Genomic DNA, 22,567 nt, shown 5'->3' with positions numbered 1-22,567 from the left:
AAGTCGGTCAGTCGTGCCGTCTGTTGGGGCCGGTGGGGGGATTGTGGCGGCCGGACGGTGATTTCGTGCTGTGGGTAGAACCCAGGGGCGTCAGTGGAGCAGACTTCCCTGCAGTTCGGCGCGCAGGTCCGGCGTGAGCACTGCGCCCGCGCGGTCGACGAGCAGCGCCATCTCGTAGCCGACAAGGCCGATGTCGCATTCCGGGTGGGAGAGGACCGCAAGGGACGATCCGTCCGAGACGGACATCAGGAAGAGGAAGCCGCGCTCCATCTCCACGACCGTCTGTGCCACCGGGCCACCCTCGAAGATCCGGGAGGCCCCGGCCGTCAGTGAGGTGAGCCCGGAAGCGACGGCCGCGAGCTGGTCGGCGCGGTCACGGGGGAAGCCTTCGGACATCGCCAGAAGGAGTCCGTCGGCGGACACGACGACGGTGTGGGACACCCCGGGGGTGTTGTCCACGAAGTTGGTGATCAACCAGTTCAGGTTCTGTGCCGCCTGGCTCATCGGGCTCAACTAACGCTCCTGCTGGTGAGTGGGGCTGGGGAAGCTGCCGGTCTGGCCGGTACCGGCCTGTCGACCCTGCTGAATGCCCCTACGGAGATTGGTCAGCCGACCGCGTACGTCATCGGGCGCACGCGAGACCTGCGGACCGCTTTGGTGCTGTTGCTGCTGTGCCGTGCCCGCGACGAGGTTGGCTCGCGGGACGCGGCGCGGCAGGCCGGAGGTGGTGACCCCGCCCGCCGACGGTTGACGGACGCGTTCTGCCTGCCGGACGAGGTCGTCGTTCGGCGAGGTGCGCCATGAGGCAGGGGCCGGTGCGGCAGCCGGCCGCTGCGGAGCCGAGGGAGCCTGCGGCTGCTGCTGCGCGGCCTGCGGAGCACCCTGGGAACCGTTGTTCTGAGCACCGTTGGTGGGAGCGCCGTTCGCCTGACCGTGGAACCAGTTGGTCTCCAGCGTGTCGTACAGCGGCGTACGTCCGTCGCCGGGGCCCGCCGGCGGCAGCGCCTCGGGCTCCTGGGGACGTACGGGCCGCTGCTGCGGGCGCTGCGAGGTCCCCGGCCGTTCGAACTGGCCGGTGGACGACGGGTTCTGACCGTTGCCGTACCCCGGGGTGGCGAACTGGCCGGTGGACGAGGAGTCCTGGCCGTTGCCGTTTCCGGGGGTGGCGAACTGGCCGGTGGACGACGGGTCCTGGGAGGCACCGTAGCCCGGGGTGGCGAACTGGCCCGTGGTGGACGGGCTGGACGGGCCGAACACGTCCGGGCGGACGAACTGCCCGGAGTTCTGGCCGTTGTGCTGCGGCACTCCCGCACCGGGGCGCGGGGCGTCGAAGTCGGGGCGGGCGAACTCGGACGTGGAGCCCGGGCCCTGCCGGTCGTCGATCCGCGGTATGCGCGAGGTGGCGTCCGGCTCCTCGTGGCCACGCGGGGTGTCGAGGGACGCGCGCGGCACGGGCGGCTGCGCGTTGTCGTCGCTCCAGCTCGGCGTACGCGGCTGCGGGTTGCCACCGGGCAGCTCGGCGCGCGGACCGCCGCGGCCGGGAAGCTGCGGCCGGCGACGACTGCCCTTGCCGCCGGACGGCTGCTTGGGCGCAGTGGCCGCGGGGCCGCTGTCGGCGAAGCCGCTCTGACGCGTACCGGATCCGCCACGGCCCGCGCCGGGTCCGTCGCCGAACCCGCCCTGACGCGTGCCGGGTCCGTCGCCGAAGCCCTGCGGCGCACCGGTCCCGGCGGCCTGCAGACCCTGCGGGGCGCCCGGCGTGTTCTGCCCGAAGGCACCGGCGCCGGCACCGGCCGGGGCCGGCCTGCCCTGCTGCGGGTTGTTGCCCGGACCCTGGGGGCCACGCGCTCCGCCCGGAGCACCCGGACGACCGCCCTGGTTGCCGCCCGGCAGCGAGGGACCGCCCGGGTTGCTGCCGGGCAGTGCGGCCCGCGGGCCCTGGCCCGCGCCGACCTGCCCGCGCTGCGGCGGGGCGCCTATCCGTCCGGCGCTACCCGCGGGGGCACCGGCACCGAGCGAGGGACCGCCTGTCGAGCCGTTGCCGCGACGGGCCGCGGCGACACCGGCCGAGGCCTGCGCGGCGGCCGGACCACCGGTGCCCGGGGCACCCTGGCCCGGCTTGCCCGGAGCCTTCTTGCCGCCCTGGGCGACATCGACGGGGAGCATGACCAGCGCGGTCGTACCACCGGAGTCGGACGGACGCAGCTGGATGCGGATGCCGTGGCGCTGCGACAGACGACCGACCACGAAGAGGCCCATGCGCCGGGAGACCGAGACGTCCACGGTGGGCGGCGAGGCGAGCCGCTCGTTGATCGCCGCGAGGTCCTCGGGCGACAGGCCGATGCCGGTGTCGTGGATCTCGATCAGCACGCGGCCGTCGGGCAGCGCGTGACCGGTGACCTTGACCTTGGTCTGCGGCGAGGAGAAGGAGGTCGCGTTCTCGAGCAGCTCGGCGAGCAGGTGCACGAGGTCGTTGACGACCCGGCCGGCCACTTCGGTGGTCGGCACGGAGGCCAGCTCGATGCGCTCGTACTGCTCCACCTCGGAGGCGGCGGCGCGGAGCACGTCGACCAGCGGGACCGGACGGGTCCAGCGGCGGCCGGGCTCTTCACCGGCGAGGACGAGGAGGTTCTCACCGTTACGGCGCATGCGGGTCGCGAGGTGGTCGAGCTTGAACAGCGAGGACAGCTGGTCCGGGTCGGCCTCGCGGGACTCCAGCTCGGAGATGAGCGAGAGCTGACGCTGGATGAGGCCCTGGGAGCGGCGCGAGAGGTTGGTGAACATCGCGTTGACGTTGCCCCGGAGAAGGGCCTGCTCGGCGGCGAGTCGTACGGCCTCGCGGTGCACGTCGTCGAAGGCCGCGGCCACCTGGCCGATCTCGTCCCGGGAGTGCACACCGACCGACTCGACGGAGGTGTCGACGTCCTGCGGGTCCGACTCCGACAGCTGCTTGACCAGCTCCGGCAGACGGTCCTGGGCGACCTTGGTCGCGGTGTCCTGGAGGCGGCGCAGCGAGCGGATCATGGAGCGGGCCACCACGAAGGCGCCGACCAGCGAGACACCGAGGACGAGGAGGATCAGCGCACCCGAGATGATCGCTTCGCTCTCGGACTGGCTGCGCAGCTCACGGGCCTTCTGCTCCATCTGGCCGAGCAGCGTGGTCTCGATCTTCGACATCTGCTCGATCTTGGCGGAGTCGTCGTCGACCCAGTCCTTGTACGAGCGCTTGGTCTGCGTCTTGAGACCCTCGGTACCGGCCAGCACGCGCGTCGCGTAGAGGTCGGCCTGCTTGATGGTCGGGTTGCCGCTCTCGATGGGCTTGAGGAGATCGGTGACGCCGTTGCCGTAGATGTTCTTGAAGCCGTTGAGCTCGGACTCCTGGCTCTCCTGCGCGGAGAGCGCGTACTGCCGGTCGTTCTCCGACAGCGTGCCGTACGTCGACTTGTTCTCCGGCAGCGCGGCGGCGATGACGGCGCGCTGGACGGAGGCGTACTCCTTGGCGGAGGAGAAGGCGGACAGCGCGCGGGTGCGCTGGATCATCTCCGGGTTGCTGGTGGCCTCGGCCATGTCCTGCGAGAGCGCGAGGAGCTGGGTCACCAGGCGGTGGTAGGCCTCGACCGTCTGCGTCGAGTTCTTCGGGTCGTTGTAGGCGTCGCTGCGGATGGAGCTGAGCTTGTACAGCTCGCCCGCGATGCCGACCAGGCTGTCCCGGACGCCGGAGAGCTGACCGCTCGCGCTCGCGTCCTCGATCTCCTGGGTGCCCTGGAGGAAGTTCTTCTTGGCGACGTCCGTCGCGTCGCGGACTCCCTTGACCGTGTAGTCGGTGGCCGGGGCGCCGTGCGCCAGCGGGCCGGCCGACTGGTCGCGCTCCTTCTGGAGCGCGGCGGCGAGCTCGGTCGCCTGCTTGGTCATGTCGGTCAGCAGCTTCATGTTGTCGAGCTGCTGGATGGAGTCCATCGACTGGTTGATGCGCAGCGCGCCGAGCGAGGTCGCGGCGACCACGGGGAGCGCGAGCAGCGAGACCAGACGCGTGGAGATGCGCCAGTTGCGCAGGGCTACGCGCGAGCCGGGGCCCGTGGCGCTCTTCGGCTTCGCGGCCGGTGCGGCCTTGGCCTTCGCGCCGGCGCGGGCGGAGTGTGCACCGCCGCCGCCGGTCTCGGCCGATCCCGGGTTCTGGGCGTGCTGGGGCGAGGAACCGCGGTCGGTCCCGCCGTGCGGCTCCGGCTCCGCCGAAGCGCTGCCATCCCTCTTGAAACGTCCCTGCACTAGCGTCGCAACCTCTGGACCAGGCGCCCCTCCGCGAGAACGGTGGGACGGTGTCGGCGTCGTACAGGGGCGCAGATGCGCCCCCTGGTGGTCGTGAGTGACCGGCGCAGGTCCCCCCTTCCCGCCGCCACTCGGCGCTGCGTTGCGCCCCAGCGCGCCGGTTCGATTCCGCGGCGGTCCGTGGAATTCCAGCACAGTGCCGGATCTCCAACAAGGCCCGAGTACCAGGCTGTGACCTCCGTGACAGCTTGTGAGTGGCGCGTCACGAGACGTGCAAAGCGATCTCGTACATAACGGGCGTAAAGGGGCGAGGTGTTGGGGTGTGCGGGGTGTCCCAGTCGCCATGATCAGGAGCGGAATGTTTGCTTCAGTGGCGCAATGTCCGTTTGGCCGGGCGTAGTTGGGGGTCTGAAATGACCGGTTTGCCTGCTAGTAAGTGAGGAAACTCACATGGCGATCATGGCGTCTTCACGTCTTGCCCCGGGAATTGCATGTTTAGCCTGACGCTTTACAGGGATGGCGAATCCGACAACCCGCGCCGACTCGTGGGCCCTTGAGCCCACCCGGCGCCCACGACGACAAGGTCGAGTACAACAGTGAAGACGACGATGATGTTCCGCAACATAGCCAACCCGCGACGCACGACGCTGGCGCACCTCGAGGACGCCGACGTGCTGCGGACGCCGGAGCAGCCGGAGCACTCGATCGACCTCCCCACCCAGACCGCCAACCCCCGCCGCACCATCCTGATGGAAGCCCCGGTGGCGGCCGCCGTCGCGGAGTAGCACGGACACGGCTTCCGTCGCTGAGCGATACGCACCCACTCCACCCCACACTCACCGTGCCGGGGGATATACGCGAAGCTCGCACCCCTCCCCGCGTTAGCCTGGAGCGTCAGACTCCAGCCAGCTCAGTGAGGGGCGCAAGGATCCCGTGCGCATCGCCAGGTTCTCCATCGACGGCAACGTCGCTTTCGGCGCGGTCGAGGGCGACAAGCCGGACGAGCTCGTCCTCGACATCATCAAGGGCATCCCGTTCGCGGACTTCGAGCTCTCCGGTACGAAGGTCCCGCTGAACAAGGTCCGGCTGCTCCCGCCGGTGCTCCCCAACAAGGTCGTGGCCTTCGGCCGCAACTACGCGGAGCACGCGAAAGAGCTCGGCAACGAGGTGCCCGACGCCCCGTTCGCCTTCTTCAAGCCGTCGACCTCGGTGATCGGCCCCGGCGACGACATCCAGTACCCGTCCTTCTCGAACGAACTGCACCACGAGGCCGAGCTGGCGGTCGTCATCGGCCGCATGTGCCGCGAGGTCCCGCGTGAGCGCGTCAAGGACGTCATCCTCGGCTACACCTGTGCCAACGACATCACCGCGCGCGACGTCCAGAAGCGCGAGAAGCAGTGGGCCCGGGCCAAGGGCTTCGACTCCTCCTGCCCGCTCGGCCCCTGGGTGGAGACGGACCTCGACCCGAGCGACCTCACCATCCAGCTCACGGTCAACGGGCAACAGCGCCAGCTCGGCCGCACCAGCGAGATGATCCACTCCATCGAGGATCTGATCGTCAACATCACCGAGGCCATGACGCTGCTCCCCGGCGACGTGATCCTCACCGGCACCCCGGCTGGGGTCGGCCCCCTGAACGTCGGCGACGAGGTCGCCGTCACCATCGAAGGCATCGGCACTCTCACCAACAAGGTGATCAAGCGTGGCTAACGCGAACTCCCCCAAGTCCTCGACTCCGCTCGGACAGGGGGTGCCCCCACGCGTACGTTTCTGTCCGTCCCCGACCGGCAACCCCCACGTGGGCCTGGTCCGTACGGCCCTGTTCAACTGGGCCTACGCCCGCCACACCGGCGGCACGTTCGTCTTCCGTATCGAGGACACCGACGCGGCCCGCGACTCCGAGGAGTCGTACCAGCAGCTCCTGGACTCGCTGCGCTGGCTGGGCTTCGACTGGGAGGAGGGCCCCGAGGTCGGCGGCCCCCACGCGCCGTACCGCCAGTCGCAGCGCATGGACATCTACCAGGACGTCGCGCGCAAGCTCCTGGACGCCGGTCACGCGTACCACTGCTACTGCTCCACCGAGGAGCTGGACGCCCGCCGCGACGCCGCCCGCGCCGCCGGCAAGCCCTCCGGCTACGACGGCCACTGCCGCGACCTGAGCGCCGAGCAGAAGGCCGCGTACGAGGCCGAGGGCCGGGAACCCATCGTCCGCTTCCGGATGCCCGACGAGGCGATCACCTTCACGGACCTGGTCCGTGGCGAGATCACGTACCTCCCGGAGAACGTCCCGGACTACGGGATCGTACGAGCCAACGGAGCCCCGCTCTACACGCTCGTGAACCCGGTCGACGACGCCCTGATGGAGATCAGCCACGTCCTGCGCGGCGAGGACCTGCTGTCCTCCACCCCGCGGCAGATCGCCCTCTACAAGGCGCTGACCGAGCTGGGCATCGCCAAGGGGACCCCCGCTTTCGGCCACCTCCCGTACGTCATGGGCGAGGGCAACAAGAAGCTCTCCAAGCGCGACCCGCAGTCCTCGCTCAACCTCTACAGGGAGCGCGGTTTCCTCCCCGAGGGCCTGCTCAACTACCTCTCGCTCCTTGGCTGGTCGCTCTCGGCGGACCGCGACATCTTCACCGTCGAGGAGATGGTCGCCGCCTTCGACATCGTGGACGTGAACCCGAACCCGGCCCGCTTCGACCTCAAGAAGTGCGAAGCCATCAACGCCGATCACATCCGCCTGCTCGACGTGAAGGACTTCACGGAGCGCTGCGCCCCCTGGCTGAAGGCCCCGTTCGCCACCTGGGCGCCGGAGGACTTCGACGAGGCGAAGTGGCACGCGATCGCCCCGCACGCGCAGTCCCGCCTGAAGGTCCTCTCCGAGATCACCGAGAACGTCGACTTCCTGTTCCTGCCGGAGCCGGTCTTCGACGAGGCGTCCTGGACGAAGGCCATGAAGGAGGGCTCGGACGCCCTGCTGCGTACGGCCCGCGAGAAGCTGGAGACGGCCGACTGGTCTTCGCCGGAGTCCCTCAAGGAAGCCGTCCTGGCCGCCGGCGAGGAGCACGGTCTCAAGCTCGGCAAGGCGCAGGCCCCGGTCCGCGTCGCCGTCACCGGCCGCACCGTCGGCCTGCCGCTCTTCGAGTCCCTGGAGATCCTGGGCAAGGAGAAGACGCTGGCGCGCATCGACGCGGCGCTGGCGAAGCTGTAGCCGCACGGCTGGTCGACTGAGCGAAGGGGCGGTGTCCGGTTCCGGGCGCCGCCCCCTTGCGCGTCCCGTCGGCCGCGTCCCGTTCCTGCCGCGACCGAGGACACCGGCCCTTGCCCGGAGTTACCGTCGCTCCATGAGCATCAAGGCCGTGGTCTGGGACATCGACGACACGATCTTCGACTACACGGCCGCGGACCGGGCCGGGATGCGGGGGCATCTGGCGGCCGAGGGGCTGCTGGACGCCTACGAGTCCGTCGAGGACGCCCTCGTGCGCTGGCGGGAGATCACCGACCAGCAGTGGGCGCGGTTCTCGGCGGGGGAGACGGACTGGCAGGGCCAGCGCCGGCAGCGGGTCAGGGTGTTCCTGGGAAAGTCGCTGAGCGACGCCGAGGCCGACGCCTGGTTCGACCGGTACGTCGCCCACTACGAAGCCGCCTGGGCCCTCTTCCCGGACGTGCTGCCCGCGCTGGACGCACTCGCCGCCAGCCACCGGCACGCGGTCCTGTCCAACTCCAGCCTGCGCGTCCAGGACGGCAAACTGCGCGTTCTCGGCGTGCGCGAGCGCTTCGAGGCGGTCCTGTGCGCGGCTGAGCTCGGCGTCTCCAAGCCCGCCGCGGCGGCCTTCCACGCCGCCTGCCGGGCCCTCGGCCTGCCGCCGCGCGAGGTCGCGTACGTCGGCGACCACCCGGAGATCGACGGGCGGGGCGCCGCCGACGCGGGTCTGCTCTCCGTCTGGATCGATCGTGGCGGCGCTCACACCGGCCACGACGGCGGACCGGCCGGCCCGCACCGGATCGCCTCGCTGGCCGAACTCCCCGCGATCCTCGGCGCGGATACCCGTTTTGGAGCGCCGTCCACCTTCAGGTAATGTTCTTCCTGCGCCGCCGGAGAGCGGGCCGAAAGGCCGGTAACCGGAGGCGCAAGCTAAAACAAGATCCCCACAGGGGGTTGTGTTTCAGTGGCCTATGGTGTAATTGGCAGCACGACTGATTCTGGTTCAGTTAGTCTAGGTTCGAGTCCTGGTAGGCCAGCTCGCAGAGCGCATCTGCACACGCGGAGATCAATTCCGCAACGCCCCCGTTGTGTAGCGGCCTAGCACGCTGCCCTCTCAAGGCAGTAGCGCCGGTTCGAATCCGGTCGGGGGTACAGATCCTTCCCAGGGAAGCAGTCCGGGTCGCACCCACTGTCTCTCGTGCAGGATCGCTAGGGCCCCCGTTGTGTAGCGGCCTAGCACGCCGCCCTCTCAAGGCGGTAGCGCCGGTTCGAATCCGGTCGGGGGTACGCAGTTGGTCTAAACCACATTGGTCTATGGTGTAATTGGCAGCACGACTGATTCTGGTTCAGTTAGTCTAGGTTCGAGTCCTGGTAGACCAGCTCGGGTCTGCGGAAACGCAAGATCCAGGCCCCCGTTGTGTAGCGGCCTAGCACGCCGCCCTCTCAAGGCGGTAGCGCCGGTTCGAATCCGGTCGGGGGTACGCGATTCGATGGGCCTCCACTTCGGTGGGGGCCCATCGGCGTTCCCGGCCCGGCCCGGCCCGGCCCGGCCCGCGGCCGTCGACGGCGCGCACTCCATGCCCGTACGACCGCCCCGCCGCGCCCGTACGACCGCCCCGCCGCGCCCGTACGACCGCCCCGCCGCGCTCGTACGAGATCCGCCCGCGCCCCGCCGTACGACCCCTCACTCGATGCCGTACCGCCGCGCCGACTCCTCCTCCTGGGCCAGCCGGTGCAGCGCCTCCAGGACCGGCTTGAAGAGAACCGCGCCCACGACCGCCGCCTCCACCTTCTCCTCCTCGGACGGGAACGTCTCCACGTAGTCCAGGTCGCGGACGGCCGCCTGGTGCATCAACTCGCCGTAGGGCGCCATGAGTTCGGCGTCCACGGGATAGCCGAGACGGATGAGCGTGGCCACCGCCGCCACCAGGGAGCGGTGCACGGGGGAGAGGGTGCTCAACTCCCGTGCGGTCTCCCAGCCCAGCGACTGGAGCATGCGGTCCACCTCCCGACGCGCGGCCTGTACGGCGGGGTCGTCCTCGTTCGGCGCGGGTGGCTGCGGCAGCGCCCACAGAGCCGCGCCCAGCCGGATCGTGCGCCCCAGGGAGTCGTCGTCGATGTGCCCGAGGACCTCCCGGGTGGTCGCCACCGGGACCTGCCCGTCCTGGATCAGCGCGCGCACCAGGCGCAGCCGGCGCAGATGCCCCTCGTCGTAGTCGGCCGTGGTCGCACCGATCCGACGGCCCGGCGCCAACAGCCCTTCGCGCAGGTAGTACTTGATCGTCGCGATGGGCACACCGCTGCGCTCGCTCAGTGCCGCCAGCCGCATCTCTTGCGCCTCTCGTTGGATACGGGCACTATCTAAGCATCGACTCTTGGATAGCGCGGTTATCCAAGAAGGGGGCAGTCATGTTCGCCAAGCCCATCGCGGGCCGTACCACCGCGGCAGCCGACGGCGACGCCGTGGTGCTGCTGATCGGGATGCGCATCAACCACTTCTGGGCGGTGCACAGTGGGTCCCGGTGCTGCTGGCCATGCCACGGATGCTCCGCGAGCTGTCCAGGGACAGGAGCCGCGGCCTGCTCGGACATGTCCTCCTCACCGCCTCCCCACGGACGTACTACGTCGTCCAGTACTGGGAGTCCAAGGAGAAGCTCTACGCGTACGCGGCGGCGCCCGACATGTTCCACCACAAGGTGTGGGCGATCATCAACCGCAAGGAGCGGGCAGGTAAGACGCGCCGACACGTGGGGATCTGGCACGAGGCGTACATCACGCCCAAGGGCTCGTACGAGTCCATCTACGCCGACATGCCGCCCTTCGGACTCGCGAAGGCCACCGGTGTGCTGCCCGTCGAGCGGCGCGGCCGGCGCGCCGCGGACAGGCTGGCGCATCGCTGAAGGGGGAGGGGGCGGAGGTGTGCCGGGGTCTCGGGGGCCGGCACACCCCGCTCACGTGACGCGTCGCGTGTCCGCCCTGTCACGTTCTCGACTTCCGGGAAGGCCTGCCGCGGCGTTGAGGCCGGCCGGTCCCCTGACGAGCACGATCCGCCGGCGTACGAGTGTGATCCCCTCGCGTACGAGAAGGTCAGCCCGTGCGGCGCAGGGCCTCGGAGAGGCGGCCGGCGGCGTCGATGACCGCCTGGGCGTGCATCCGGCCCGGGTGGCGCGTCAGGCGCTCGATCGGTCCGGAGACCGAGACGGCGGCCACGACGCGGTTCGAGGGGCCGCGCACGGGAGCGGAGACGGAGGCGACGCCCGGCTCGCGCTCGCCGATGGACTGGGCCCAGCCCCGGCGCCGTACGCCCGAGAGCGCGGTGGCGGTGAAGCGCGCGCCCTGGAGGCCGCGGTGCAGGCGCTCCGGCTCCTCCCAGGCCATCAGGATCTGGGCCGAGGAACCGGCCTTCATGGTGAGCGTGGAACCGACCGGGACCGTGTCCCTGAGGCCCGACAGACGCTCGGCCGCGGCGACGCAGATACGCATGTCGCCCTGGCGGCGGTAGAGCTGCGCGCTCTCGCCCGTGACGTCGCGCAGGTGCGTGAGCACCGGGCCGGCCGTCGCGAGGAGGCGGTCCTCGCCGGCGGCCGCGGCCAGCTCGGCGAGGCGGGGGCCGAGGATGAAACGGCCCTGCATGTCACGCGCCACCATGCGGTGGTGTTCAAGTGCCACGGCGAGGCGATGTGCCGTGGGTCGTGCCAGTCCGGTCGCCGCGACCAGGCCCGCGAGGGTGGCCGGACCGGACTCCAGAGCGCTCAGGACAAGGGCTGCCTTGTCCAGGACGCCGACGCCGCTACTGTTGTCCATGCAACGATACTCGCGTCTCACTCTGTGAAACGCAAGTTCAATTTTCCGTGGAACGCGCCACCCTTGTAGACACAGCGGCCCGCGGACCAACGGGTCCGGCGGACGACGTCCGGTATGAGGGGTACGAACGTTGCCCGCCCCGGAAATCTCTAGTTGGGCCGGCGCCACACAGGCCGGCCGGAGGGAAAGCGATGGGTAGGACACTCGCGGAGAAGGTCTGGGACGACCATGTCGTCCGGCGCGCCGAGGGCGAGCCCGACCTCCTCTTCATCGATCTGCACCTGCTGCACGAGGTGACCAGCCCCCAGGCCTTCGACGGTCTCCGTCAGGCGGGCCGTCCCGTGCGGCGTCTCGACCTCACCATCGCCACCGAGGATCACAACACCCCGACCCTCGACATCGACAAGCCCATCGCGGACCCGGTCTCGCGCGTCCAGCTGGAGACGCTGCGCAAGAACGCCGCCGAGTTCGGTGTTCGCCTGCACTCGCTGGGCGACGTCGAGCAGGGCGTCGTCCACGTGGTGGGGCCTCAGCTGGGCCTGACCCAGCCCGGCACCACGGTCGTGTGCGGTGACTCCCACACCTCCACGCACGGCGCCTTCGGCGCGCTGGCGTTCGGCATCGGCACCTCGCAGGTCGAGCACGTGCTGGCCACCCAGACGCTGCCGCTGGCCCGCCCCAAGACCATGGCCATCACGGTCGACGGCGAGCTGCCCGACGGCGTCACCGCCAAGGACCTGATCCTGGCGATCATCGCCAAGATCGGCACCGGCGGCGGCCAGGGCTACATCCTGGAATACCGCGGCTCCGCCATCGAGAAGCTCTCGATGGAGGCCCGGATGACCATCTGCAACATGTCGATCGAGGCCGGCGCCCGCGCGGGCATGATCGCCCCCGACGAGACCACCTTCGCCTACCTCAAGGGCCGCGCCCACGCGCCCGAGGGCGAGGAGTGGGACGCCGCCGTCGCGTACTGGAAGACCCTGAAGTCGGACGCGGACGCGGAATTCGACGCGGAGGTCGTCATCGACGCCGCTTCGCTGGCGCCGTTCGTCACCTGGGGCACCAACCCGGGCCAGGGCGCGCCGCTTTCGGCTTCCGTCCCCGATCCGGCTTCGTACGAAGACGCATCGGAGCGCCACGCCGCCGAAAAGGCCCTGGAATACATGGGGTTGACCGCCGGACAGCCGCTGCGCGACATCAAGGTCGACACCGTCTTCGTAGGTTCGTGCACCAACGGCCGCATCGAGGACCTGCGCGCCGCCGCCGCGATCGTCGAGGGACACAAAGTCGCCGACGGCGTACGGATGCTGGTGGTCCCCGGCTCCGCGCGGGTCGGTCTGCAGGCCGTTTCCGAGGGTCTGGACGTGGTCTTCAAGGAGGCCGGCGCCGAATGGCGGCACGCGGGCTGCTCGATGTGTCTGGGCATGAACCCCGACCAGCTGGCCCCCGGTGAGCGCTCCGCCTCCACCTCCAACCGCAACTTCGAGGGCAGGCAGGGCAAGGGCGGCCGTACGCACCTGGTGTCGCCGCAGGTCGCCGCCGCCACCGCCGTACTCGGCCACCTGGCCTCCCCGGCCGATCTGGCCGACTCGTCTGCCGCCCGTACGCCCGCTGGAGTCTGAGACGTCATGGAAGCATTCACCACGCACACCGGCCGGGCCGTCCCGCTGCGCCGCAGCAACGTCGACACCGACCAGATCATCCCCGCCCACTGGCTCAAGAAGGTCACCCGGGACGGCTTCGAGGACGGGCTCTTCGAGGCCTGGCGCAAGGACTCGTCCTTCATCCTCAACCAGCCCGAGCGCAAGGGCGCCACGGTCCTGGTGGCCGGCCCCGACTTCGGTACGGGCTCCTCGCGCGAGCACGCCGTCTGGGCGCTGCAGAACTACGGCTTCAAGGCCGTCATCTCCTCGCGCTTCGCGGACATCTTCCGGGGCAACTCGCTCAAGAACGGCCTGCTCACAGTGGTTCTGGAGCAGAAGATCGTGGAAGCGTTGCAGGAGCTGACGGAGCAGGACCCGCGGGCCGAGATCACGGTCGACCTGGAGGCCCGCGAGGTACGCGCCGAGGGCATCACCGCGGCCTTCGAACTCGACGAGAACGCCCGCTGGCGGCTGCTGAACGGCCTGGACGACATCTCCATCACCCTCCAGAACGAGGGCGATATCGCCGCGTACGAGGCCAAGCGGCCGTCGCACAAGCCGAAGACGCTCCAGGTCTGATTTCGGCCACCGCAACACACCTCTGTACCCCCAATCGTGGACGGTTGGGGGTACAGCTGTGTCTGCCCCCGAAGGCCTTCGCCGCCCCGCGACGGGCGGCCTCAACTCCCCTCGTTACAAGGGTGGTTACCGGGGTAGCCGACCCCTGGTGCCGCGTCCTGCCGAGGTGCTCAGAACCCCCTCCAGGGGCGGCAGTTACCCCCTGCGCAGGCGACAACTCGCCCCAGATGGCACAATCTGTGCATGGAACACGACGGCCAACTCGAGCTCTACGTGGCAGTCGCGGCCCAACTCAAGGAAGCGCACACAAGAGTGCGCGCACTGCAAGTCCCGGAGGGCGTACGGATGGCGCTGACCCGGAAGCTGCTGGTCATTACGGCCGTGGCCAAGCACGATCTCGCCGACGCGACAAGGCGGCTGGAGCGGTTCACCAACGACCTCGACGAGGGTCGATTCCTCGAAGGGGAACGCTGAGGAACTCCGCGACAGCCCGAGTTCGTTGCGGCACAAGGGTGATTAGCCCGTTTCGTGTTTGATTTGCGGTATATATCTGCCTAACGTGCGAAAAAGCTTGAACGCATTCGTTCGGGCAATGTCTCCGAAGGGGAAGACGTGAACAAGGCGCAGCTCGTAGAAGCGATTGCCGACAAGGTCGGCGGGCGTCAGCAGGCCGCCGACGCGGTCGACGCCGTACTGGACGCCATCGTCCGTGCAGTTGTCGGCGGGGACCGGGTCTCGGTCACCGGCTTCGGTTCCTTCGAGAAGGTCGACCGTCCGGCTCGTTACGCCCGCAACCCGCAGACGGGTGAGCGTGTTCGGGTCAAGAAGACCTCCGTGCCGCGCTTCCGCGCGGGCCAGGGCTTCAAGGACCTGGTGAGCGGCTCGAAGAAGCTCCCGCGCGGCGGCGAGGTCGCCGTCAAGAAGGCGCCCAAGGGCAGCCTGACCGGCGGTGCCGCCGCCACGGTCAAGAAGGCCGCGGCCAAGAAGGCCACCACCGCCAAGAAGGCGACGGCGAAGAAGACCACCGCCGCCGCGAAGAAGACGACGGCGAAGAAGACCACCGCCGCCGCGAAGAAGACCACGGCCAAGAAGACGACCGCCAAGAAGACCACGGCGACCGCCAAGAAGACCGCGGCGAAGAAGACCACCGCCAAGAAGGCGACCGCCAAGAAGGCCCCGGCGAAGAAGGCGACCGCCAAGAAGGCCCCCGCCAAGAAGTCGGCGGCTCGCAAGACCACCGCCAAGAAGGCCACCGCCCGCTAGAAGCAGAGGCGCAGAGGCACCTCACGCGCCGGGCCGGGCTCCCCTCGGGAGCCCGGCCCGCGGCGTGTGTGCGGGGTGTACGACCGCCGGTCCGCAGGGCGTACGGCCGCCGGCCCGCGGCGTGTGCGAAGGGCGTCCGGACGCCGGCCCGCGGTGTGTGCGGGGCGTACGGCCCCCGGCCTTCGGCGTGTGCAGCACGTACGGCTCCCGGGCCCGCGGTGGGTGCGCAGCGCGTACAGCCCCAGCTCCAGCCCCTACAGCGTCTGCAGGGTGATCAGCGTGATCCGGCGGGCGGCGCCCTCGCCGACGGTCTCGATGCGCACGCGCTGCCCGGGGCGCAGCAGCCGCAGCCCGCCGGCGTCGAACGCCGGACCGTCGAAGGGCACCGGAGTGCCGTCGTCGAGCAGCACCTGGCCGCTACGGGTCTCGGGGTCGTACGTGTACGCGGTCGCCTGCATAGAAGGCAGCCTACTTACCCCCTGGCGCCCTCGAGAGGCGCGGGCCGTGACATCTGTGGCCCCGCCGTGTGGGCGCGACCGGCCACGGACGGCCGCGGGAAGAGAACCCGCGGACCGGCCACGGACGGCCGCGGGAAGACAACCCGCCTACTGCCCGGGAATCAGCAACCGCGCCGCCGCGGCCGCCGTGCGCGGTCCCACCCCCAGCGCCAGCGCCGCCCGCAGATCGGCCCCGGTGTCCACGTCCTGTCGTACGGAATCCACGCCGTCCACCGGGAGTTCCACCGCTCCCGAGGCACGATGCCGGGCGCGGGAATCACCACCGAAAGCCGGGAGCAATTCCCGGCCGGGAGCCGCGGCCAGCAGAGTCGTACCGATTGCGGCGGTATCCGGCAGAAAAGCGCGAGGGAATTCGGCCGCCGCATCGAGTACCCGGCCCAATTCCTCGGACCGCAGCGCGGGCAGATCGGCGTTGAGGGCCGCCACGGCACCGTCGGGGCGCCAGGAGCGTACGACCCGCGCTCCGTGCGCCAGCGCCGCGTTCAGGCCCCCACCGGGCTCGTCGGGAACGACCCGCGCGCCCAGCGCGGCCAGCTCCCGGCCGGCCAGGGCGTCGTCCGTGACGACCGCCACATCCCGGACCGCGGCGCAGGCCAGCGCAGCCGCCACGGTGTCCTGCGCGAAGGCGAGGGCGAGCCCGGGACGGAGTCCGTCGGCGGCCGTGTCGGCCAGCCTGCTCTTGGCCCGCGCCAGGGGTTTGAGGGGTACCACCACAGTCCAGCGCACGAGCGTTCCGCCCTCCCTTGTCGCGCCCCATTGTGACCCGGCGGCCCTGGCGGCCCGGATCCCGGGGCGTACGGTGTTCTCGACAGACAGGCGGCCTGGGGCGACACTTGTGCGGCCCCCCAGGCCCTAGAGGAAGGTGTCCGCGTGCCCCGCCGCAGAATCGGCTTCTGGTACCGCTTCGCAGCGGTCCTCTGCAAACCGCCGCTGGTGGTTCTGATCAAGCGGGACTGGCGCGGAATGGAGAACATTCCGGTCGAGGGCGGATTTATCACCGCGGTGAACCACAATTCGCATGTGGATCCCTTCGCGTATGCCCACTATCAGTACAACACCGGGCGAGTTCCGCGATTCCTGGCGAAGGCGGCGCTTTTCCGGAAGGGATTCGTGGGGGCCGCGATGCGCGGCACCGGACAGATCCCCGTCTACCGCGAGAGCACCGACGCGCTGAGCGCCTTCCGGGCCGCGATCGACGCGGTGGAGCGCGGCGAATGCGTCGCGTTCTACCCCGAGGGCACCCTCACCCGCGACCCCGACGGCTGGCCGATGACCGGCAAGACCGGTGCCGCGCGGGTTGCGCTGCAGACCAGGTGCCCGGTGATCCCCGTCGCCCAGTGGGGCGCCAACGAACTGCTGCCGCCGTACGCGAAGAAACCCAACATCCTTCCGCGCAAGACCCACCACGTGCTCGCCGGCCCGCCGGTGGACCTCTCGCGCTTCTACGGCAAGGAGATGAGCCCGGAACTCCTGAAGGAGGCCACCGAGGTCATCATGGCCGCCATCACCGTGCAGCTGGAGCATATCCGCGGCGAGAAGGCGCCCGCGAAGCCGTACGACCCGCGTGAGGTGCGCATCGCGCAGCGCCGCAGGGCTGCGGCGAAGGAAAAGGCACAGGCACAGCGGGAAGAGGGGCAGAGCACGTGAGCAAGCCGGTCAAGGCGGCTGTCTTCGGGACCGGATCGTGGGGTACGGCCTTCGGCATGGTGCTCGCCGACGCGGGGTGCGAGGTCACCCTGTGGGCGCGCCGCGCCGAACTCGCCGAGGCGGTCAACTCCACCCGTACGAACCCGGACTACCTGCCGGGCGTCGAACTCCCCGAGAACCTGCGGGCCACGACCGACGCCGCCCGGGCCGCCGCGGACGCCGACTTCACGGTCCTCGCCGTGCCGTCCCAGACGCTGCGCGAAAACCTCGCGGCCTGGGTGCCGCTGCTCGCCCCCGACACCGTCCTCGTCTCCCTCATGAAGGGCGTCGAACTCGGCTCCACCATGCGGATGAGCGAGGTCGTCGAGGACGTCGCCAAGGTCGGCGCGGACCGCATCGCCGTGGTCACCGGGCCCAACCTCGCCCGGGAGATCGCCGCGCGGATGCCGGCCGCCGCCGTGGTCGCCTGCCGCTCCGAAGCGGTCGCCCAGCGCCTCCAGTCGGCCTGCCACACGCCGTACCTGCGCCCGTACACGAACACCGACGTGGTGGGCTGCGAACTCGGCGGCGCCGTCAAGAACGTGATCGGTCTCGCCGTCGGCATCGCCGACGGCATGGGCCTCGGCGACAACGCCAAGGGCTCGCTCATCACCCGCGGGCTCGCGGAGACCACCCGGCTCGGACTCGCCATGGGCGCCGACCCGATGACGTTCTCCGGACTCGCGGGCCTCGGCGACCTGGTGGCCACCTGCTCCTCGCCGCTCTCGCGCAACCACACCTTCGGCATCAATCTCGGCAGGGGCATGACCCTTCAGGAGACCATCGCGGTCACCAAGCAGACCGCCGAGGGCGTCAAGTCCTGTGAGTCCGTGCTGGATCTGGCCCGCCGGCACGGCGTCGACATGCCCATCACGGAGACGGTCGTCGGCATCGTCCACGAGGGCAAGCCGCCGGTCGTCGCCCTCAAGGAGCTGATGTCGCGCAGCGCGAAGCCCGAGCGCCGCTGAACCGGTCGCACCACTGGTCGCACCACCGGTCCCACCACCGGTCGGGACGCTCCGCGGCGGCTCGTAGGAGGTCGGAAATCAACGCTGTGCGACCGCTCGTACGACGCTGAGCAACGGCGGCCGTGGGACGCTGACTCACCGCCGTACCACCGGGTACTCTCAACGCGATATGAGCACCGAGAACCTCCCCCAGAGCCCTGAGCAGCCGCCTCGCAAGCCGCGCGTGGCCGTCGTCTTCGGCGGCCGCAGCTCCGAACACGGGATCTCCGTGGTCACGGCCGGCGCCGTCCTGCGCGCCATCGACCGTACGAAGTACGACGTCCTGCCGATCGGCATCACCCAGGACGGCCGTTGGGCGCTCACCGCGGACGAGCCGGAACGCATGGCGATCGTCGACCGGAAGCAGCCCAGCGTCGAGCAGCTCGCCGAGTCGAGCGAGGGCGGCGTGGTGCTCCCTGTCGACCCGGCCAACCGTGAAGTCGTCTACAGCGAGCCGGGTTCCGTCCCCAAGGCCCTCGGCGAGGTCGACGTCGTCTTCCCCCTGCTGCACGGCCCGTACGGCGAGGACGGCACTCTCCAGGGCCTCCTGGAGCTCTCCGGGGTCCCGTACGTCGGTTCCGGCGTCCTCGCCTCGGCCGTCGGCCAGGACAAGGACTACATGAAGCGGGTGTTCACCTCGTTCGGCCTGAAGGTGGGCCCGTACGTGGTGATCCGGCCGCGCGAGTGGCAGCAGGACGAGGCCGCCGCCCGCAAGAAGATCATCGACTTCGCGGGCGAGCACGGCTGGCCGCTGTTCGTGAAGCCCGCGCGCGCGGGGTCCTCCTTCGGCATCACCAAGGTCGACGACCTCTCGGGCCTCGACGAGGCGGTCGAGGAGGCCCAGCGGCACGACCCGAAGATCATCGTGGAGGCGCTGCTGCGCGGTCGCGAGATCGAGTGCGGCGTGCTGGAGTTCGAGGACGGGCCGCGTGCCTCCGTTCCCGCCGAGATTCCCCCCGTGCAGTCCCACGCCTTCTACGACTTCGAGGCCAAGTACATCGACTCGGCCGACGGGCTCGTGCCGGCGCCGCTCACCGAGGAGCAGACCGCCGAGGTGCGGCGACTGGCAGTCGAGGCCTTCGAGGCGGCGTCCTGCGAGGGCCTGGTCCGCGCGGACTTCTTCCTCACCGAGGACGGCGAGTTCGTGATCAACGAGATCAACACGATGCCGGGCTTCACGCCGATCTCCATGTACCCGCGGATGTGGCAGGAGACGGGCGTCAGCTACCCGGAGCTGGTCGACCGCCTGGTGCAGGCGGCGCTGCGACGCCCGACCGGCCTGCGCTGAGCACCTCCTACGGCCCTCGTGTCAGTTGGCGATCCCCTTGGGGATCGCCTTCTTGATGGACGCGGCCATGTCGACGAGCATGCCGGAAGTGTCCCGCCCCTTGGGGACGGTCACCTCGACGTATGCGCTGCGGTTCGCGGTGGTGAAGCGGTTCGAGCCGTCGTCCTGCTTCTCCATCAGCCAGTCGACGCCGTTCACACCGCCGCCGACCGCCTTCGGGTCGTCGCCGAGGGCTACCTTTGGGTCGACCATCTTCGGGGGCCGTTCGACACCGCAGCGCAGTATGATCGCCGGGCTTCCCCAGCCCGCGGTCAGCGCGGACCGGGGCTCGGGGTCCTCGCGGCTCAGACCGTCCACCGTCCGCGGCAGCACCTTGTCCAGGTTCTGGCACAGCTTGGTGACCTTCGCGTTCGGACTCGGAACCGAGACCGAGGCGCTGTCGTCTGCTGAGGAGCAGCCCGCAATCGTGAACAGGAGTGCGAGCGCGGGCAGCCCGAAGAAAGCGGAGTGCCGGTGACGGAAGAAGTTCACCGGCCAAGGGTAGACGGGGGCTAGAGGTGTACGACCGGGCAGGTCAGGGTGCGGGTGATGCCGTCCACTTGCTGGACCTTCGCGACCACCATGCGGCCGAGTTCGTCGACTGTGTCGGCCTGGGCGCGCACGATGACGTCGTACGGTCCTGTCACGTCCTCGGCCTGGATCACCCCCGGGATCTTGCTGATCGTCTCGGCGACGGTCGACGCTTTGCCGACCTCCGTCTGGATCAGGATGTACGCCTGTACCACGGAACCTCCAGGGCGGCCACGAGGATCATGTGGGGAAAAGGAACGCCACGGTATCGCGTTGCCGCTCGCCACGGGGAGACCCGGGGTGACTGGGGCTTGCGCGCCGGGGTGCAGGGACTGCACGAGTTGACGGTCAACTCGACCGTACCGAGTACGGAGACGGCTCGCGACCGGGCACGGGTAGCGACAGAGGGAGCACGACGATCATGAAGGGCACCGTGGGCGAGTTGGGGGAGTTCGGGCTCATCAAGGAGCTCACCTCGCGTCTCACCACCACCCCGGCCGTCCGGGTCGGCCCCGGCGACGACGCCGCCGTGGTGGCCGCGCCCGACCGCAGGGTCGTGGCGAGCACCGACATCCTCCTGGAGGGACGGCACTTCCGCCGCGACTGGTCCACGGCGTACGACGTCGGGCGCAAGGCGGCCGCACAGAACCTCGCGGACATCGCCGCGATGGGCGCCGTACCGACCGCGCTGCTGCTCGGGCTGGTCGTCCCGGCCGAACTCCCGGCCACCTGGCCCTCCGAGCTGATGGACGGGCTGCGCGACGAGTGCCAGGTGGCGGGCGCCGCCGTGGTGGGCGGCGACGTCGTACGCGGTGACGTCATCACCGTGGCGATCACCGCGCTCGGCGATCTGCGCAACCACGAGCCGGTCACCCGGGGCGGCGCCCAGCCCGGTGACGTCGTCGCCGTGACGGGCTGGCTGGGCTGGTCGGCGGCCGGGTTCGCGGTGCTCTCGCGGGGTTTCCGCTCGCCGCGCGCCTTCGTCGAGGCCCACCGGCGTCCGGAACCGCCGTATCACGCGGGTCCGGCCGCGGCCGGGCTCGGCGCGACCTCGATGACGGACGTCAGCGACGGGCTGATCGCCGACCTCGGACACATCGCCGAGGCCAGCAAGGTGCGCATCGACGTCCGCTCGGGCGACATCGACATCCCCTCCCAGATGAACGACATCGGGCAGGCGGTCGGCGTCGACCCCCTCCAGTGGGTACTCACCGGCGGCGAGGACCACGCGATCGTCGCGACCTTCCCGCCGGACGTGAAACTGCCCGCCCGCTGGAAGGTGATCGGTGAGGTCCTCAACCCCTCGGCGCTGCCGCAGGTGACGGTGGACGGGGCGCCCTGGACCAGCAAGGGCGGCTGGGACCACTTCGGGGACATCGAGTCATGAGCGCGCCGCCCAGGGTTCTGACGGTCGCGGGCTCCGACTCCGGCGGCGGGGCCGGGATCCAGGCCGATCTGAAGACGATGCTCGCGCTCGGCGTGCACGGCATGAGCGTGATCACCGCCGTCACGGCGCAGAACTCCCTGGGTGTGCAGGGCGCTTGGGAGCTGCCGGTGGAGGCGGTGCGCGCCCAGTACCGTAGCGTCGTCGACGACATCGGCGTACAGGCGGTCAAGACCGGCATGCTCGCCTCGGCCGAACTCGTCGAGACCGTCGCCGAGTTGATCGGGGGCACCGACGCGCCCGCCGTCGTCGACCCGGTCGGCATCTCCAAACACGGCGACTCCCTGCTGGCCGCCTCCGCACTGGACTCCGTCCGTACACAGCTCCTGCCGGTCGCGACGGTCGCCACGCCGAACCTCGACGAGGTCACCCAACTCACCGGCGTACGGGTCGAGTCGGAGGACGATCTCCGGCGGGCCGCGGCGGCCGTGCTGTCCTACGGGCCGAAGTGGGTGCTGATCAAGGGGGGTCATCTGCCCGGTGACGCCGTCGACCTGCTGACCGACGGCTCCGAGGAACACTGGCTGCGGGCCCCGCGCCACGACAACCGGCACACGCACGGTACGGGCTGCACCCTGGCGTCAGCGATCGCTTCGGGACTGGCGAAGGGGCAGACCGTGCCGGAGGCGGTCGCGGCGGCCAAGGAGTACGTCACCGGGGCGATCGCGGCCGGGTTCGCGCTGGGGGGCGGGATCGGGCCGGTGGATCACGGGTGGCGGTTCCGGACGGGCGGGTAGGCGTTTGGGGGCTGGGGCTGGGGCTGGGGCTGGGGCTGGGGCTGGGGCCGGGGCCGGGGCCGGGGCTGGGGCCGGGGCTGGGGCCCGGGCTGACGGTTGGCGTCGGGGGTGACGTCGATGCGGTAACCGGTGGGTGTGGCCTTGATCTCCGTCGGCAGCCGCGTATGAAGGTAGCCGCGCATGAAGGCAGCCGCGTATGACAGCAGCCGCGTATGACAGCAGCAAAAAACCGGCCCACCGTGAGAGGTGGACCGGTTCAGTGCAAGCGAACCAGCAGTGGCCGCGCGCTAGCGGTTGTCAGCGCGAGACCTTGCCGGCCTTGATGCACGAGGTGCAAGCGTTCACGCGCTTCGGCGTCCCGCCCACCACGGTACGGACGCGCTGGATGTTGGGGTTCCAGCGACGGGACGTACGGCGGTGCGAGTGCGAGATGTTGTTGCCGAAGCCCGGCCCCTTGCCGCAGACGTCGCAGTTGGCAGCCACGGGTCACTCCAAAGACTTCAGATGCACTTACGGGTTGATCCCGGCATGCCGGAATCAGGATCTAGGATCTG

General features: G+C 70.1%; 22 protein-coding genes, 5 tRNA genes and 1 pseudogene. 19 read left to right on the top strand and 9 right to left on the bottom strand.

Features of this window, described 5'->3' with window-relative positions; all coding sequences use genetic code 11:
• Positions 1-90 precede the first annotated feature (90 nt).
• A complete protein-coding gene (locus tag ACFVXA_RS21155; protein WP_362032195.1) occupies positions 91-504 on the bottom strand; it encodes a roadblock/LC7 domain-containing protein in 414 nt (137 codons plus the stop codon).
• A 9-nt stretch (positions 505-513) separates the two neighbouring features.
• Positions 514-4,266: a nitrate- and nitrite sensing domain-containing protein gene (locus ACFVXA_RS21150; protein ID WP_390025989.1), complete on the bottom strand. Its 3,753-nt coding sequence runs from the start codon at positions 4,264-4,266 to the stop codon at positions 514-516.
• Positions 4,267-4,862: 596 nt separating this feature from the next.
• On the opposite strand from ACFVXA_RS21150, the gene ACFVXA_RS21145 reads away from it, so the two are divergent.
• The 9 genes from ACFVXA_RS21145 (at position 4,863) to ACFVXA_RS21105 (ending at position 8,952) form a co-directional block, all read left to right on the top strand.
• Positions 4,863-5,051: a hypothetical protein gene (locus tag ACFVXA_RS21145; RefSeq protein ID WP_362032190.1), complete on the top strand. Its 189-nt coding sequence runs from the start codon at positions 4,863-4,865 to the stop codon at positions 5,049-5,051.
• A 148-nt stretch (positions 5,052-5,199) separates the two neighbouring features.
• A complete protein-coding gene (locus ACFVXA_RS21140) occupies positions 5,200-5,976 on the top strand; it encodes a fumarylacetoacetate hydrolase family protein (protein WP_362032187.1) in 777 nt (258 codons plus the stop codon).
• Positions 5,969-7,477: a glutamate--tRNA ligase gene (gene gltX, locus ACFVXA_RS21135; protein ID WP_362032184.1), complete on the top strand. Its 1,509-nt coding sequence runs from the start codon at positions 5,969-5,971 to the stop codon at positions 7,475-7,477. The genes ACFVXA_RS21140 and gltX overlap by 8 nt, the downstream gene beginning before the upstream one ends.
• A 133-nt stretch (positions 7,478-7,610) precedes the next feature.
• Complete coding sequence (locus tag ACFVXA_RS21130) at positions 7,611-8,345, top strand: HAD family hydrolase (protein ID WP_390025987.1); 735 nt, start codon at positions 7,611-7,613, stop codon at positions 8,343-8,345.
• Between the two features lie 91 nt (positions 8,346-8,436).
• A tRNA-Gln gene (locus ACFVXA_RS21125) sits at positions 8,437-8,508 on the top strand.
• A gap of 42 nt (positions 8,509-8,550) precedes the next feature.
• Positions 8,551-8,623 (top strand) — tRNA-Glu (locus ACFVXA_RS21120).
• 62 nt (positions 8,624-8,685) lie between these two features.
• A tRNA-Glu gene (locus ACFVXA_RS21115) sits at positions 8,686-8,758 on the top strand.
• A 21-nt stretch (positions 8,759-8,779) separates the two neighbouring features.
• A tRNA-Gln gene (locus tag ACFVXA_RS21110) sits at positions 8,780-8,851 on the top strand.
• 28 nt (positions 8,852-8,879) lie between these two features.
• Positions 8,880-8,952, top strand: a tRNA-Glu gene (locus tag ACFVXA_RS21105).
• Positions 8,953-9,155: 203 nt separating this feature from the next.
• On the opposite strand, the gene ACFVXA_RS21100 is transcribed toward ACFVXA_RS21105, so the two are convergent.
• A complete protein-coding gene (locus tag ACFVXA_RS21100; protein WP_362032179.1) occupies positions 9,156-9,800 on the bottom strand; it encodes a MerR family transcriptional regulator in 645 nt (214 codons plus the stop codon).
• A gap of 80 nt (positions 9,801-9,880) precedes the next feature.
• Between ACFVXA_RS21100 and ACFVXA_RS21095 the strand changes: the two are divergent.
• A pseudogene (locus tag ACFVXA_RS21095) lies at positions 9,881-10,371 on the top strand (DUF4188 domain-containing protein).
• Positions 10,372-10,558: 187 nt separating this feature from the next.
• Here the strand turns inward: ACFVXA_RS21095 and ndgR are convergent.
• On the bottom strand, positions 10,559-11,275 hold the full coding sequence (gene ndgR / locus ACFVXA_RS21090; RefSeq protein ID WP_010984119.1) for an IclR family transcriptional regulator NdgR: 717 nt from the start codon (positions 11,273-11,275) through the stop codon (positions 10,559-10,561).
• Between the two features lie 191 nt (positions 11,276-11,466).
• Between ndgR and leuC the strand changes: the two genes are divergently transcribed.
• The 4 genes from leuC to ACFVXA_RS21070 all read left to right on the top strand — a co-directional run bounded on the left by leuC (position 11,467) and on the right by ACFVXA_RS21070 (position 14,763).
• The gene (leuC, locus tag ACFVXA_RS21085) at positions 11,467-12,900 is read left to right on the top strand and encodes a 3-isopropylmalate dehydratase large subunit (protein ID WP_383740230.1); all 1,434 of its coding nucleotides are present in this window, start codon (positions 11,467-11,469) and stop codon (positions 12,898-12,900) included.
• Positions 12,901-12,906: 6 nt separating this feature from the next.
• A complete protein-coding gene (gene leuD / locus ACFVXA_RS21080; protein WP_362032169.1) occupies positions 12,907-13,500 on the top strand; it encodes a 3-isopropylmalate dehydratase small subunit in 594 nt (197 codons plus the stop codon).
• 243 nt (positions 13,501-13,743) lie between these two features.
• Entirely contained in the window at positions 13,744-13,974 is a 231-nt protein-coding gene (locus ACFVXA_RS21075; RefSeq protein ID WP_362032167.1) for a hypothetical protein, read from the top strand.
• Positions 13,975-14,112: 138 nt separating this feature from the next.
• Positions 14,113-14,763: an HU family DNA-binding protein gene (locus ACFVXA_RS21070; protein ID WP_362032165.1), complete on the top strand. Its 651-nt coding sequence runs from the start codon at positions 14,113-14,115 to the stop codon at positions 14,761-14,763.
• Between the two features lie 254 nt (positions 14,764-15,017).
• On the opposite strand, the gene ACFVXA_RS21065 is transcribed toward ACFVXA_RS21070, so the two are convergent.
• Positions 15,018-15,221: a hypothetical protein gene (locus tag ACFVXA_RS21065; protein ID WP_383740225.1), complete on the bottom strand. Its 204-nt coding sequence runs from the start codon at positions 15,219-15,221 to the stop codon at positions 15,018-15,020.
• A 147-nt stretch (positions 15,222-15,368) separates the two neighbouring features.
• On the bottom strand, positions 15,369-16,007 hold the full coding sequence (gene cofC / locus ACFVXA_RS21060) for a 2-phospho-L-lactate guanylyltransferase (RefSeq protein WP_383740224.1): 639 nt from the start codon (positions 16,005-16,007) through the stop codon (positions 15,369-15,371).
• Between the two features lie 144 nt (positions 16,008-16,151).
• Between cofC and ACFVXA_RS21055 the strand changes: the two genes are divergently transcribed.
• The 3 genes from ACFVXA_RS21055 to ACFVXA_RS21045 all read left to right on the top strand — a co-directional run bounded on the left by ACFVXA_RS21055 (position 16,152) and on the right by ACFVXA_RS21045 (position 19,262).
• On the top strand, positions 16,152-16,928 hold the full coding sequence (locus tag ACFVXA_RS21055) for a lysophospholipid acyltransferase family protein (RefSeq protein WP_362032159.1): 777 nt from the start codon (positions 16,152-16,154) through the stop codon (positions 16,926-16,928).
• Entirely contained in the window at positions 16,925-17,935 is a 1,011-nt protein-coding gene (locus ACFVXA_RS21050; protein ID WP_362032157.1) for an NAD(P)H-dependent glycerol-3-phosphate dehydrogenase, read from the top strand. Before ACFVXA_RS21055 ends, ACFVXA_RS21050 begins: the two co-directional genes overlap by 4 nt.
• 169 nt (positions 17,936-18,104) lie before the next feature.
• On the top strand, positions 18,105-19,262 hold the full coding sequence (locus ACFVXA_RS21045) for a D-alanine--D-alanine ligase family protein (protein ID WP_384020013.1): 1,158 nt from the start codon (positions 18,105-18,107) through the stop codon (positions 19,260-19,262).
• 21 nt (positions 19,263-19,283) lie between these two features.
• Here ACFVXA_RS21045 and ACFVXA_RS21040 read toward each other — a convergent pair whose 3' ends face one another.
• On the bottom strand, positions 19,284-19,793 hold the full coding sequence (locus tag ACFVXA_RS21040) for a DUF3515 domain-containing protein (protein ID WP_389938042.1): 510 nt from the start codon (positions 19,791-19,793) through the stop codon (positions 19,284-19,286).
• 20 nt (positions 19,794-19,813) lie between these two features.
• A complete protein-coding gene (locus ACFVXA_RS21035) occupies positions 19,814-20,047 on the bottom strand; it encodes an Lrp/AsnC family transcriptional regulator (protein ID WP_028802415.1) in 234 nt (77 codons plus the stop codon).
• 206 nt (positions 20,048-20,253) lie between these two features.
• On the opposite strand from ACFVXA_RS21035, the gene ACFVXA_RS21030 reads away from it, so the two are divergent.
• On the top strand, positions 20,254-21,219 hold the full coding sequence (locus tag ACFVXA_RS21030) for a thiamine-phosphate kinase (RefSeq protein WP_362032150.1): 966 nt from the start codon (positions 20,254-20,256) through the stop codon (positions 21,217-21,219).
• Positions 21,216-22,013, top strand: a complete 798-nt coding sequence (gene thiD / locus ACFVXA_RS21025) for a bifunctional hydroxymethylpyrimidine kinase/phosphomethylpyrimidine kinase (protein WP_384398962.1) — start codon at positions 21,216-21,218, stop codon at positions 22,011-22,013. The genes ACFVXA_RS21030 and thiD overlap by 4 nt, the downstream gene beginning before the upstream one ends.
• A gap of 297 nt (positions 22,014-22,310) precedes the next feature.
• On the opposite strand, the gene rpmB is transcribed toward thiD, so the two are convergent.
• The gene (rpmB, locus tag ACFVXA_RS21020) at positions 22,311-22,496 is read right to left on the bottom strand and encodes a 50S ribosomal protein L28 (protein WP_003993230.1); all 186 of its coding nucleotides are present in this window, start codon (positions 22,494-22,496) and stop codon (positions 22,311-22,313) included.
• Positions 22,497-22,567 lie beyond the last annotated feature (71 nt).

It is taken from the genome of Streptomyces sp. NPDC058246 (assembly GCF_042881985.1).
Classification (GTDB): Bacteria; Actinomycetota; Actinomycetes; order Streptomycetales; family Streptomycetaceae; genus Streptomyces.
Note: the sequence above shows the minus strand (reverse complement) of the source record. Positions and strands in the feature narration are given on the sequence as shown.

Coding starts and splice junctions, on each gene's coding strand:
- ACFVXA_RS21155 (WP_362032195.1), bottom strand. CDS start 504: ATGAGCCAGGCGGCACAGAACCTGAACTGGTTGATCACCAACTTCGTG.
- ACFVXA_RS21130 (WP_390025987.1), top strand. CDS start 7,611: ATGAGCATCAAGGCCGTGGTCTGGGACATCGACGACACGATCTTCGAC.
- ACFVXA_RS21100 (WP_362032179.1), bottom strand. CDS start 9,800: ATGCGGCTGGCGGCACTGAGCGAGCGCAGCGGTGTGCCCATCGCGACG.
- ndgR (WP_010984119.1), bottom strand. CDS start 11,275: ATGGACAACAGTAGCGGCGTCGGCGTCCTGGACAAGGCAGCCCTTGTC.
- leuC (WP_383740230.1), top strand. CDS start 11,467: ATGGGTAGGACACTCGCGGAGAAGGTCTGGGACGACCATGTCGTCCGG.
- leuD (WP_362032169.1), top strand. CDS start 12,907: ATGGAAGCATTCACCACGCACACCGGCCGGGCCGTCCCGCTGCGCCGC.
- ACFVXA_RS21075 (WP_362032167.1), top strand. CDS start 13,744: ATGGAACACGACGGCCAACTCGAGCTCTACGTGGCAGTCGCGGCCCAA.
- ACFVXA_RS21065 (WP_383740225.1), bottom strand. CDS start 15,221: ATGCAGGCGACCGCGTACACGTACGACCCCGAGACCCGTAGCGGCCAG.
- ACFVXA_RS21045 (WP_384020013.1), top strand. CDS start 18,105: ATGAGCACCGAGAACCTCCCCCAGAGCCCTGAGCAGCCGCCTCGCAAG.
- ACFVXA_RS21030 (WP_362032150.1), top strand. CDS start 20,254: ATGAAGGGCACCGTGGGCGAGTTGGGGGAGTTCGGGCTCATCAAGGAG.
- thiD (WP_384398962.1), top strand. CDS start 21,216: ATGAGCGCGCCGCCCAGGGTTCTGACGGTCGCGGGCTCCGACTCCGGC.